We start from the raw sequence: 13,278 nt of genomic DNA on the forward strand, positions 1-13,278 counted from the left end.
TTCACGGACCTGCCCTCCCCGCGCCACGCGACGGGGCACCACCCGGCTCATGCTCGGGGCGGCCCTCGGCGCGCTCCCGGCGGGCTGCGCCCTCCTGCCGGACGGCATCCCCGGCCTCGCGATCGGCCCCGACCGCTTCCGCGAGGCCGGGCGCGACGCGCCCGCCGCCTGGCCCGACCCGGACTGGTGGCGCGGCTTCGGCTCGGCCGAGCTCGACCGGCTGATGGCGCGCATGGCCGCCCAGAACCTCGACCTCGCCCAGGCCCAGGCCCGGGTGCGGCAGGCGGACGCCTCGGCGCAGATCGCGGGCTCGGCCCTCCTGCCGCAGGTGACGGCCGGGGGCGACACCCAGCGCAGCCGGACGGGGCGGGGCGGCACGGCCGTGCGCCGCTACTCCGTGGACCTCGCCGCGAGCTACGAGATCGACCTCTGGGGGCGGAACCGGAACAACCTCGAGGCCGCGCGCCTCTCGGCCCAGGCGCAGCGCTTCGACCTCGGCACCACGCTCATCACGACCGAGGCCTCGGTCGCGAACACCTACTTCACGATCCTGGAGGCCCGGAACGCGCTCCGCATCCAGGAGGAGAACCTGCGGGCGGCCCGTCGGGTCCTTGCCGTGATCCGCCAGCAGGTGGCGGCCGGCACCGCGACGGGGCTCGACCTCGCGCAGCAGGAGACCGTCGTGGCCCAGCAGGAGGCGGCGGTGCCGCCGCTGCGCCAGGCGGTGGCGCAGAACGCGGCCTCGCTGGCCGTACTGATCGGGGCGGCGCCGGTGGAGCTGGACGTGATCGGCGAGGGCTTCGAGGGCCTCGACGTCCCCTCCCCTGCCCCCGGCCTGCCGACCGCCCTCCTCGCCCGGCGCCCCGACGTCCTCGCCTCCGAGGCGGCGCTCGCGGCGGCCAACGCGGATGTCGCGGTGGCGCGGGCGGCGTTGCTTCCCAATATCACCCTCTCGGCCCAGGGCGGCTTCGCCTCGGCGCTGGCCGGGACGCTGCTCCGGCCGGAGGCGCAGTTCTACAGCATCGCCGCCAGCCTCACGCAGAGCGTGTTCGACGCGGGCGCCATCCGCGGGCGGATCGCCTTCTCTCAGGCCCAGGCCGAGGAGCTCCTGGCGGCCTACCGCCAGGCGATCCTCTCGGCCCTCTCGGACGCGGAGGGGGCGCTGGCGGCGCTGCGGGAGACGACGGAGCAGGAGCGCCTCCTCGCCGAGGCGGAGCGCCGGGCGGCGCGCGCCTACTCGATCGCGGAGGAGCAGTTGCGGGGCGGGATCATCAACCTCATCACCTTGCTGAACACGCAGCTCACGCTGTTCACGGCGCGGCGGAACCTCTCCCGCGGGCGGCTGCTGCGCTTCCAGGCGGCGGTGGGGCTGTTCCGCGCCCTCGGCGGCGGCTGGGGGCCTGGGGCGGGCGGGCTGAGGGTATCGTCGGCGGGAATTTCGGGGGGCGGCCGATGAGGCGGCGATTCGGTTGGCTCCTGGCCCTGGTGGTGCTCGCGGGCGCCGGCGGGGCGGGCTGGTGGTGGTGGGAGAACCGCGACGCGCGCGACCCCTCGGCCGCCCGCGACCAGATGCAGGCGCAGGGGCCCCAGGGGCAGTCCGCCGGCCAGGGACCGGGGGCGGCGCGCCAGCGGGGAGCGGGCGGTGGTGCCGGGAGCGGGCGCGGCGGGAGGCCCGGCGGCGGCATCCCCGTGCCGGTGACGGTCGCCGAGGCCGCGCAGCGGGACGTCGCGCTGACCGTGGACGCGCTCGGCACCGTCCTGCCGCTCGAGAGCGTGGTCGTGCGCACCCAGCTCGACGGCCAGCTGATGGAGGTGAACTTCCGCGAGGGCCAGGAGGTCGCCAAGGGCGAGGTGCTGGCCCGCATCGACGACCGCGCGGCCCAGGCGGCGCTGCAGCAGGCCGAGGGCAAGCGCGCCTACGACCAGGCGCAGCTCGCCAACGCGCGGGTGGACCTGCAGCGCTACCAGGGGCTCGCCCAGGGCGCGGGCGTCACCCGCCAGCAGCTCGACACGCAGCGCGCCCAGGTGGCGATGCTCGAGGCCCAGGTGCGGCAGGACGACGCGGCGATCGACCAGGCGCGCACGCAGCTCGGCTTCGCGACCATCCGCGCGCCGCTGGCCGGGCGCGTCGGCATCCGCCAGGTGGACCCCGGCAACATCGTGCGCGGCTCCGACACGAACGGCATCGTCACGGTCACGCAGATGGCGCCGATCGGCGTCAGCTTCACCCTGCCCCAGCAGGAGCTGCCGCGGTTGCTGCGGGCGCTCGCCGCCGGCCCGGTGCCGGTGGAGACGCTGCCCGGCCCCAGCTCCTCCGCCGGCAGCGCGCCAGTCGCGCGCGGCACGGTGCTGACCGTCGACAACGCGGTGGACGCGACGACCGGCACCATCAAGGCGAAGGCGGTCTTCCCGAACGAGGAGCGCGCGCTCTGGCCCGGCGCCTTCGTGAATCTCCGCCTGCGAATCGAGGTCGTGCCGCAGGCGACGGTGGTGCCGCTCGTCTCCGTTCAGCGCGGGCCGGACGGGACCTACGCCTTCGTCGTGAAGGAGGACCGGACGGTCGAGCAGCGCCCGGTGACCATCGGGCAGATGACGCAGTCGGACGCCGTCGTGCAGTCCGGGCTGCGGCCGGGGGAGCGCGTGGTGACCTCGGGCGGGCTGCGGCTGAGCGCGGGCACGACGGTGGCGCTGGCCGATGACGCGCCGCCCGGCCGCCCCCCCGGCGGGCGGCCGCGGCGGACGGCCGACGCCCAGGCGCCGGGCTCGGGCACGCCCAATTGAACATCTCGGGCCCCTTCATCGCGCGGCCGGTGGCGACGACCCTGCTGTCGGTGGCCGTGCTGCTGCTCGGGCTCTGGGGCTACTGGCGCCTGCCGGTCTCCTCGCTGCCCGAGGTGGACTTCCCGACGATCGAGGTCTCGACCCAGCTTCCCGGCGCCTCCCCCGACACCATCGCGCTCCTCGTCACCGCGCCTCTCGAGCGGCAGCTCGGGCAGATCGCGGGGGTCGCCGTGATGACCTCCACCTCCGGCCCGGGCACGAGCCGGATCGCGCTCCAGTTCGCGCTCGACAAGGACCTCGACGAGGCCGCGCAGGACGTACAGGCCGCGCTCGACGCCGCCCGCGGGACGCTGCCGAGCACCCTTCCCTACCCGCCCCTCTACGCGAAGGTGAACCCGGCGGACCCGCCGATCATCACCCTCGCGCTCACCTCCGACACCCTGCCCATCGCGCGGCTGTCGGACACGGCGGACACGCTGCTCGCGCAGAAGCTCGCGCAGTCGGCCGGCGTCGGGCGGGTGACGGTGCAGGGGAACATGCGCCCCGCCGTGCGGCTGCGGATCGATCCCGCGCGGCTGGCGGGCTACGGCCTGTCCATGGCCGACGTGCGGAGCGCGGTGACCGGCGCCAACGCGAACACGCCCAAGGGCTCGCTCGACGGCGCGCGGCAGGCCTCGACGATCATGTCGAACGACCAGATCACCTCCCCGGCCGAATTCGCCGAGGTGATCGTGGCCTACCGCAACGAGGCGCCGATCCGCCTGCGCGACCTCGGCCAGGCGGTGGAGGGGCTGGAGAACGACCGCAACGCCGCCTGGTTCAACGGGCGCCCCGCGGTCATCCTCGACGTGCAGCGCCAGCCCGGCGCCAACATCGTCGACACCGTGAGCCGCATCCGCACCCAGCTCCCCGAGCTCGAGCGCGGGCTGCCGGCCGGGATCAGCATGTCGGTGGTCTCGGACCGGACGGAGACGATCCGCGCCTCGGTGCGCGAGGTGGAGCTGACGCTGGTGCTCTCCACCGTCCTCGTCGTCGCCGTGATCTGGCTCTTCCTGCATTCCGGGCGCGCGACGATCGTGCCGGCGGTGTCGCTGCCGCTGTCCCTGATCGGCACTTTCGCGGTCATGTCCTGGCTCGGCTTCTCGCTCGACAACCTCTCCCTCATGGCGCTGGTCATCGCCACGGGCTTCGTCGTGGACGACGCCATCGTCATGATCGAGAACATCGTCCGCCACATCGAGGAGGGCATGGCCCCCCTCCCCGCCGCCTATGCCGGCGCGAAGGGCATCGCCTTCACCATCGTCTCGCTCACCGTCTCCCTCATCGCGGTCTTCATCCCGCTGCTCTTCATGGAGGGGGTGGTCGGGCGCCTGTTCCGGGAATTCGCGGAGACGCTGACGGCGGCGGTGCTCGTCTCCATGGTCATCTCCCTCACCCTCACGCCGATGATGTGCGCGCTGCTGCTGCGGCCGGCCTCCCTCCACAAGGGGCGGATCGCGCGCGCCTCGGACCGTGTCTTCGACGGGCTGCTCGGCGCCTACCGGCGCGCGCTCCTGGTCACGCTCCGCTTCCGCCCCCTCACCCTCCTCGTCGCGCTCGGCACGCTGGCGCTGACGGGCTGGCTCTACCTCGTGATCCCCAAGGGCTTCCTGCCCGCGCAGGACACGGGGCTGATCCAGGTGGCCACCGAGGCGCCGGGGGACGTGTCCTTCGCCCGGATGGCCGAGCTCCAGCGCCAGGTCGCGGAGCTCGTCCGGGCCGACCCGGCGGTGGAGGCGGTGACCTCCGTCGTCGGCGCGGGAACGGTGAACGCGACCCTCAACGGCGGCCGCGTGACGGCGGTGCTGCGCCCGCGCGATGAGCGCGACGAGACGGCGCAGGAGATCATTGCGCGCCTGGCGCCGCGCCTCGCGGGCATCGCGGGGATCGTCAGCTATCCCTCGGCCGTGCAGGACATCCAGATCGGCGCGCGGGCCAGCACCACGCAGTACCAGTACACGATCGTCGACGCCGACGCCGCGACGCTGGCCGCCTGGTCGCCTCGCATCCTCGCCGCCCTCCGCCAGCGGCTGGAGCTGCTCGACCTCTCGAGCGACCAGCAGCAGGAGGGGCTGCGGATCACGGTGGACGTGGACCGCGCGCGCGCCGGGCGCCTCGGCGTGACGATGCAGGCGATCGACGACGCCCTCTACGACGCCTTCGGGCAGCGGCAGATCTCGACCATCTACGCGCAGAACAACCAGTACCGCGTGATCCTCGAGGCTTCCGCCGACTTCCTGGCGGACCCCACCCGGCTTGGCCTCCTGCGGGTGGCCGGCAGCACGGACGGGACCACGACCGTGGTGCCGCTCTCGGAGGTCGCGCGGCTCGGCCGGGCCGCGGGGGCGCTGCAGGTGACGCGGGAGAACCAGTTCCCCGCCGTGACCTACTCCTTCAACCTCGCCGAGGGCGTCTCGCTCGGCGGCGCGGTCTCGGCGGTGGAGGGGACCATGCGCGCGCTGGGCGTGCCGTCCACCGTGACCGGGCGGTTCGCGGGGGACGCGGCCGAGTTCAGCTCCTCCCTCCGCAGCCAGCCCTGGCTGATCCTCGCCGCGGTGGTCGTGATCTACATCACCCTCGGCGTGCTCTACGAGAGCCTCGTCCACCCCCTGACCATCCTTTCGACCCTCCCCTCCGCCGGGATCGGGGCGCTGCTGGCGCTGGAGCTCTTCGGGCTGGACCTCTCGGTCGTCGGCATCATCGGCATCCTCCTCCTCATGGGCATCGTGAAGAAGAACGCGATCATGATGATCGACTTCGCGCTCGAGGCGCAGCGCGAGCGCGGGATGGCGGCCGAGGACGCGATCGTGGAGGCGGCGGTGCTGCGCTTCCGCCCCATCACCATGACGACACTCGCCGCGCTCCTGGGCGCGCTGCCGCTGGTGCTCGGCCACGGCGCGGGGTCGGAGCTGCGGCTGCCGCTCGGCGTCTCCATCGTCGGCGGCCTGCTGCTGAGCCAGCTCGTGACGCTGTTCACCACGCCCTCGGTCTACCTCGCCCTCGAATGGGTGCGGACGCGGGGGCAGCGCCGGCCGTCGGCGGTGCCGGCGGAGTGAGGGGCGCCCGGTGAGCATCTCCGGCCCCTTCATCGCGCGCCCGATCGCGACCTCGCTGCTGGCGATCGGCATCGCGCTCGTCGGGCTCGTCGCGCTCTTCCGCCTGCCCATCGCCTCCATGCCGCGGGTGGACATCCCGACCATCGTCGTGACCGCGAGCCAGCCCGGCGCGAGCCCGGAGACGATGGCGAGCACGGTGGCGGCGCCGCTCGAGCGGCGGATCGGGACCATCCCCGGCGTCACGGAGATGACCTCCTACTCCTCCCTCGGCAGCGCGGTCGTCATCATCCAGTTCGACCTCTCCCGCACGCAGCGGAGCGCGGCGCGGGACGTGCAGGCGGCCGTGAACAGCGCGCGGCAGGACCTGCCCTCGGGGCTGCCGACGCCGCCGGGCATCCGGAAGATCAACCCCGCCGACGCGCCGGTGATGATCCTGGCCATGTCCTCCGAGACGATCACCGCCCAGGCGGTTTACGACGCCGCCGACACCCTCGTCGCCCAGCGCCTCGCGCAGGTGCCGGGGGTCGCCCAGGTCTCGGTGAACGGCGGCGACCAGCCGGCGGTGCGCGTCGCCGTGAACCCGGCCGCCGCCTCGGCCGCCGGCATCTCCCTCGACCAGGTCCGCACGGCCATCACCGGCGCCAACGTCACCCAGGCCACCGGCTTCATCGAGGGCCCCGACCAGTCCGCCGCGATCCAGACGAACGACCGCATCGCCAACGCCGAGGCCTACCGCGGCGTCGTGGTGAAGGCGCAGGGCGGCGCGATCGTGCGGCTGGGCGAGATCGCGCGGGTGGAGGACGGCGTGCGCAGCCGCCGCCAAGCCGGCTGGTTCAACGGGCGCCCGGCCATCCTGCTGGTGGTGATGAAGCAGGCCGACGCAAACGTCATCGAGGTGGTGGACGGCATCCGTGCCATGCTGCCGGAGGTGCAGTCCTGGGTCCCCGCCGGCGCGCGGATCGAGGTGGTGAGCGACCGCTCCGTCACCATCCGCGCCTCGGTCGAGGAGGTGCGGCTGACGCTCGTGCTCACCATCGGGCTGGTCGTGGGCGTCGTCGCGGTCTTCCTGCGGCGTTGGGCACCCGTCCTGGCGGCGAGCGCCGCGGTGCCGCTCTCGCTGCTCGGCACGGTCGCGGTGATGTGGTGGATCGGCTACTCGCTGAACAACCTCTCCCTCATGGCGCTCACCATCTGCGTCGGCTTCGTCGTGGACGACGCGATCGTCATGATCGAGAACATGGCGCGCCACCGCGAGCGCGGGCTCGCGCCGCTCGAGGCGGCCTTGGCCGGGGCGAAGGAGATCGGCTTCACCGTCCTCTCCATCACCGTCTCCCTCATCGCGGTCTTCATCCCGCTGCTGGCGATGGGCGGGATCATCGGCCGCATCTTCCGCGAGTTCTCCGTCACGCTCGCGGTGGCCGTCGCCATCTCGGGCGTCGTCTCCCTCACGCTGACGCCGATGATGGCCGCCTGGATGGAGCGCGGCGCGGCCGAGAAGCCGCCGGGCCGCCTGGCGCGGGCCTTCGAGGGCGCGCTCTCGGCCACGGTGAACGGCTACATACGCAGCCTGGGCTGGCTCCTCCGCTTCCGCCGCACGATGCTGCTGGCCACCTTCGCGCTGATGGGCCTCACCGTCTGGCTCTACGTCGTCGTGCCCAAGGGCTTCCTGCCGAACCAGGACACGGGGCTGATGACCGGCAGCACCCAGGCCGCGCCCGATACCTCCTTCGCCACGATGGAGGGGCTGCAGCGCCGGGTGGTGGAGATCATCGCGGCCGATCCCGCGATCGAGAGCGTGGGCGCGACGGTCGGGTCCAACTCCGGCCAGGGCGCGGCGAACCGGGGGCAGATCTACATCACGCTGAAGCCGCTGGCCGAACGCGGGGTCGGCTCGGACGCGGTGATCGCCCGGCTTCGCGCGCCCCTGGGCCGCATCCCCGGCGCCGCCGTCTTCCTGCGCGGGCAGGAGGACGTGCGGATCGGCGGGCGGCAGGACGCGGGCAGCTTCTCCTACGTGCTGCTCGGCAACGACATCGAGGAGCTGCGCGAGTGGTCGCAGACGATGGTGCAGGCGCTGCGCGGCGTACCCGGCATCAACGACGTCAGCAGCGACCAGGACCGCGCGGGGCTGGTGACCCGGGTGGAGGTCGACCGCGCCGCCGCCGCGCGCCTCGGCGTGCAGCAGACCGAGATCAACGCGACGCTGAACAACGCCTTCTCCCAGCGCCAGGTCTCGACCATCTACCGCGCGCGCAACCAGTACCGCGTGATCCTCGAGATCGACCCGGCGCTGCAGCAGGGGCCGACCGACCTCTCGCGCATCTTCCTGCCGGGGCAGGGAAGCACGCAGGTGCCGCTCTCGGCGATCGCGCGGGTGGTTCCCTCCTCGGCGCCGCTCGCGGTGACGCACCAGGGCGGCTTCCCTGCCGCCGCCATCTCCTTCAACCCCGACCCCGCGCTGAGCGTCGAGGAGGTCCGCCAGAAGATTGAGGAGGTGCAGCGCCAGGTGCGCCTGCCGAGCTCCATCCGGCCGCAGTTCGGCGGCAACGCCGCCGCGGCGCAGTCCTTCTCGCGCGACATGCCCCTGCTGATCGCGGGCGCCTTCCTCGCGATCTACGTCGTGCTCGGCATCCTCTACGAGAGCTACGTCCACCCGCTGACCATCATCTCCACCCTGCCGACGGCCGGGCTCGGCGCGTTGCTGGCCCTGCTGGTCACGGGCACGCCGATGACGGTCATCGCGCTCATCGGCGTGATCCTCCTCCTCGGCATCGTGAAGAAGAACGCGATCATGATGGTGGACTTCGCGCTCGAGCACGAGCGGCGGCACGGGGGCACCAGCGAGGAGACCATCCTCGCCGCCTGCCGGGAGCGCTTCCGGCCGATCCTGATGACGACGCTGGCCGCCCTCTTCGGCGCGGTGCCGCTCGCGCTCGGCACCGGCACGGGATCGGAGCTGCGCGCGCCGCTCGGCATCGCCATCATCGGCGGGCTGGTCGTCTCGCAGGTCCTCACGCTCTACACGACGCCGGCCGTCTACATCGCCCTTGACCGGCTGCGCCGGCGGGACCGGCCGCGCGCGGGGGCGGGCGCTGCGGTGCCGGCGGAGTAGGCGGGGCTTGCGGCGGCGCGGCAACGGGGGCCTCCTGGCCGTCCCTGTCGCGAGGAACGCCGCTTGGACCCCATCGAGGACGCCGCCCGCCAGCTCGCCGCCGCCCGGCGCGGCGCGCCCCTGCCCGGCCTCGCCGAGGCGTCGCGCCCGCGCGACCTCGCCGCGGCGGAGGCGGTGCAGCACGCGACGCTCGCCGCCCTCGGCGAAGGGATCGGCGGGTGGAAGCTCGGGCGCCACGGCGGGGCTCCGTTCAGCGCGCCCTTCCCGGCCTCGCGTGTGCTGGAGGACCGGGGCGGCCTCCGGGCGGCGCTGCCGCCCGGCAGCCTCATCGAGCTCGAGATCGCCATCCGCTTCCGCGACGCGGTGCCCGCGTCCCGCGTCGCGTCGCTCCGGCCCGAGGACCTCCCCGGGCTCGCGACCCTCGCCACCCTCTTTGAGTTCGTGCAGCCCCGCTTCACCGCCGACGCCGTGACCGGCCCGCTCGACCGCGTTGCCGACGGCCTGGCGAACAACGGCGGTGCCGTGCGGGAGAGCGAGGCGGCCTGGTCGCTCGCGCGGCTCGACGCGCCGCCCGTCACCCGGTTGTCGCAGGACGGCGCCCCCCTCGCGCGCCACGAGGGCCCCCATGTCGCGGCGCCCATCCGGCCGCTCGTGGAGGCGTGGCTCGCGCGGCTCGGGCGCGAGGGGCGGGGCATCGGCGCCGGCGAGGTGCTCACCTTCGGCAGCCTGACGGGCATGCGGCCGATCCCGGCCGGGGGCGCCGAGTACCGCGGCGAGATCGAGGGACTGCCGCCGCTCCGCTGCACCATCGAGCCCGCGGGCGTGAAGAAGAGGTAATGCGGAACGCCGCGTCGCCGCCCGCGGGCCGGCGGGCGCAACGCCCTCCCTGCCCAGGCGTTGCCGCCCTGGCCGGAGCCGATCCCGTGCGGATCGCCGGCCGGGCGCGGGCTGCCGATGGCGGCGGGCCGGGATCGCCAACAGCATCGGGTGGGGCAGCGGCATGAGCGATCGGGACGAGACGGTTCACTACGACAGCCCGGCCGGCGGCTGGGGCTCGCTCCGCGGCATCGCCCGCATCTTCGGGGACGAGTGGAACACGCCGGCCGTGATGGAGACGCTGGCGCGGCAGAACAAGCCCGGCGGCTTCATGTGCGTCTCCTGCTCCTGGGCGAAGCCGGCCGACCACAACGCCTTCGAGTTCTGCGAAAACGGCGCGAAGGCGACCCTCTGGGACCTGACGACGCGCCGCTGCACGCCCGAGTTCTTCGCCGGCCACACGGTGACGGAGCTGCGGGGGTGGTCGGACTACGAGCTGGAGCAGACTGGCCGCCTCACCCACCCGATGCGCTACGACCGCGAGACCGACCGCTACGTCCCCTGCGCCTGGGATGAGGCCTTCGCGGCCATCGGCGGCGAGCTGCGGGCGCTCGCCCCGAAATCCACGGTCTTCTACTCATCCGGCCGCGCCAGCCTCGAGACCTCCTATCTCTACGCCCTCTTCGCGCGCCTCTACGGCCACAACAACCTGCCCGACAGCTCCAACATGTGCCACGAGACGACCTCGGTGGCGCTGAAGAAGATCATCGGCGCCAGCGTCGGCACGGTGGTCTTCGACGACCTTTCGAAGTGCGACGCGATGTTCTTCTTCGGGCAGAACACCGGAACCAACAGCCCGCGCTTCCTCCACCCGCTGCAGGAGGCCGTGCGGCGCGGCGCGAAGATCATCACCTTCAACCCCGTCCGGGAGCGGGGGCTGGAATCCTTCACGAACCCGCAGAGCCCCGTGGAGATGCTGACAGGCCAGGAGACGCGGATCAGCGAGCAGTACTACCAGGTGCGCCCGGGCGGCGACATCGCGGTGCTGCTGGGAATGTGCAAGCACGTCTTCGCCGCGGACGACGAGGCCCGCAAGCGCGACCGCCGCGTCCTGGACGTCGACTTCATCGCCCAGCACACCACCGGCCTCGAGGAATTCGAGTCCAAGGTCCGCTCCACCACTTGGCAGAGCATCGAGGCGGAGTCCGGCCTCTCCCGCGCCGATATTGAGGCGGCGGCGCAGGTCTATGTCGAGGCCGAGCGCGTCATTGGCATCTACGGCATGGGGCTGACCCAGCACGTGCACGGCTTCGAGAACATCGCCATGTTCGTGAACCTGCTCCTTCTCCGCGGCAACATCGGCCGGGAGGGCGCGGGCATCTCGCCGGTGCGCGGCCACTCGAACGTGCAGGGGCAGCGGACGGTCGGCATCTCCGAGAAGCCCGAGCTCGTCCCGCTCGACCGCCTCGCGGCGCAGTTCGGCTTCGAGCCGCCGCGGGACGAGGGCCTGAACACCGTCGCGGCCTGCAAGGGCATCCTGTCGGGCGACGTGAAGGCCTTCATCGGCCTGGGCGGCAACTTCGTCCGCGCCATCCCGGAGCGCGAGCGCATGGAGGCGGCCTGGACGCGCATGCGCCTGACCGTGCAGATCGCGACGAAGCTCAACCGCAGCCACCTCGTGAACGGCGAGGTCGCCTACCTCCTGCCCTGCCTCAGCCGCACGGAGAAGGACGTGCAGGCCGGGGGCGCGCAGGTGGTCACGATGGAGGACACCTTCAGCTGCATCCACGGCTCGATCGGCCACCGCGTGCCGGCCAGCGAGCACCTGCTCTCCGAGCCCGCGATCGTGGCCGGCATCGCGAAGGCGACGCTGCCGGCAAACCCGCGCATCACCTGGGATGCCTGGGTCGCCGACTACGCCCGCATCCGCGCCGAGATCGCCGAGACCTACCACAAGGAGTTCCACGACTTCGAGGAGCGGAAGTTCACGCCGGGCGGCTTCTACCGCGGCAACTCCGCGCGCGAGCGCGTCTGGAAGACCGAGGCGGGCAAGGCGATCTTCACGGCGCCCAAGATGATGTCGGCCACCGGCTTCGACGACGCGCCGGGGCGCTACCGCCTCATCACCATGCGCAGCAACGACCAGTTCAACACGACGATCTACGGCTACAGCGACCGGCTGCGGGGCATCGAGGGCACGCGCGACGTGCTGCTGATCAACCCCGCCGAGATGCGCCGCGCGGGCCTCGAGCCGGGGCAGGTCGTCTCCCTCCTCAGCGACGCCGGGGACGGGATCGAGCGGTCGGTGCACGGCCTCGTGGTCACGCCCTTCTCGCTCCCGGACGGGTGCCTCGGCGCCTACTACCCGGAGATGAACCCGCTGATGGCCGTGACGCACCACGACGAGCACTCGAAGACGCCGGCCGCGAAGTCGGTGCCCGTGCGGATCCAGCCCACGGCCGAGTTCCGCCCGACGCCGCCGCTGGAGCCGGAGGGACAGGGCCTGCGGCCGTCCTGACGGGAACGGCCGCGCGGCCCCGCCTCAGAAGCCGACCTTGTCGGCTCCCTTGAGGGACAGGATCTCGCGCGCCTCGTCCGGCGTCGCGACGGCCAGGCCAAGGCCCTCGATGATCTGGCGGACGGCGCGCACCTGCTCGGCGTTCGTCTCCGCCAGGCGCCCCGGCCCGGCCCAGAGGCTGTCCTCCAGCCCGACGCGGACGTTGCCGCCCATCGCCGCGGCCATGGCGGCGATGTTGAGCTGGTTGCGCCCGGCGCCGAGCACCGACCAGCGGTACTGGTCACCGAAGAGGCGGTCCGCCGTCCGCTTCATGTGCAGCACGTCGTCCGGGTGGCTGCCGATGCCCCCCTGCAGCCCGAAGACCGTCTGGATGAAGAGCGGCGCCTTCACCAGCCCGCGGTCGAAGAAGTACTTCAGGTTGTAGAGGTGCGCGGTGTCGTAGCACTCGAACTCGAAGCGCGTGTCGTTGCCGGCGCAGGTCGTCAGGATGTACTCGATCTGCCCGAAGGTGTTCCGGAAGATGATGTCCTTGTTCGCGAGGTAGCTCCGCTCCCACTCGTGCTTGAGGTCCTTGAAGCGATCGAGCATCCCGAAGAGCCCGAAGTTCAATGAGCCCAGGTTGAGCGACGCGACCTCGGGCCGGAAGGTCGCGGCGGGGCGCACGCGCTCCTCGATGCTCATGGTGGGTGCGCCGCCCGTGGTGATGTTCACCACGCAGCCGGAGCGCTGCTTGATCACTGGCAGGAAGCGCGCGAAGGCCTCCGGCGTCTGGTCGGGCTCGCCGGTCTCGGGGTTCCGCGCGTGGAGGTGGACGATCGCGGCCCCGGCCTCCGCCGCGCCCACGGCGGCGTCGGCGATCTCCTCCGGCGTCACCGGAAGGTAGGGCGACATGCTGGGCGTGTGGATCGCGCCCGTCACGGCGCAGGTGATGATGACCTTGCGCGGGCTGGCCATGG

7 protein-coding genes are annotated in these 13,278 nt (G+C 72.9%); 6 read left to right on the forward strand and 1 reads right to left on the reverse strand.

Features of this window, described 5'->3' with window-relative positions:
* Positions 1-49 precede the first annotated feature (49 nt).
* From EAH89_RS01115 to EAH89_RS01140, 6 genes are all read left to right on the forward strand, one after another.
* Positions 50-1,456 carry an efflux transporter outer membrane subunit gene (locus EAH89_RS01115; RefSeq protein WP_140880918.1) on the forward strand — a complete coding sequence of 469 codons (1,407 nt, stop codon included), beginning with the start codon at positions 50-52 and terminating at the stop codon, positions 1,454-1,456.
* Positions 1,453-2,781, forward strand: coding sequence for an efflux RND transporter periplasmic adaptor subunit (locus EAH89_RS01120; RefSeq protein WP_140880919.1), 1,329 nt, complete (start codon positions 1,453-1,455; stop codon positions 2,779-2,781). Before EAH89_RS01115 ends, EAH89_RS01120 begins: the two co-directional genes overlap by 4 nt.
* Entirely contained in the window at positions 2,778-5,876 is a 3,099-nt protein-coding gene (locus EAH89_RS01125; protein WP_140880920.1) for an efflux RND transporter permease subunit, read from the forward strand. Before EAH89_RS01120 ends, EAH89_RS01125 begins: the two co-directional genes overlap by 4 nt.
* A 10-nt stretch (positions 5,877-5,886) precedes the next feature.
* Positions 5,887-8,988 (forward strand): efflux RND transporter permease subunit, encoded by a 3,102-nt coding sequence (locus tag EAH89_RS01130; protein ID WP_140880921.1) that lies wholly within the window; start codon positions 5,887-5,889, stop codon positions 8,986-8,988.
* A gap of 63 nt (positions 8,989-9,051) precedes the next feature.
* Entirely contained in the window at positions 9,052-9,825 is a 774-nt protein-coding gene (locus EAH89_RS01135; protein WP_140880922.1) for a hypothetical protein, read from the forward strand.
* Positions 9,826-9,988: 163 nt separating this feature from the next.
* The gene (locus EAH89_RS01140; RefSeq protein WP_140880923.1) at positions 9,989-12,322 is read left to right on the forward strand and encodes an FdhF/YdeP family oxidoreductase; all 2,334 of its coding nucleotides are present in this window, start codon (positions 9,989-9,991) and stop codon (positions 12,320-12,322) included.
* 24 nt (positions 12,323-12,346) lie between these two features.
* Here the strand turns inward: EAH89_RS01140 and EAH89_RS01145 are convergent, their stop codons facing one another.
* The gene (locus EAH89_RS01145; RefSeq protein ID WP_140880924.1) at positions 12,347-13,276 is read right to left on the reverse strand and encodes a BKACE family enzyme; all 930 of its coding nucleotides are present in this window, start codon (positions 13,274-13,276) and stop codon (positions 12,347-12,349) included.
* Positions 13,277-13,278: the final 2 nt, after the last annotated feature.

Origin of the sequence: Muricoccus nepalensis, assembly GCF_006438825.1 — a bacterium.
Classification (GTDB): Bacteria; Pseudomonadota; Alphaproteobacteria; order Acetobacterales; family Acetobacteraceae; genus Roseomonas; species Roseomonas nepalensis.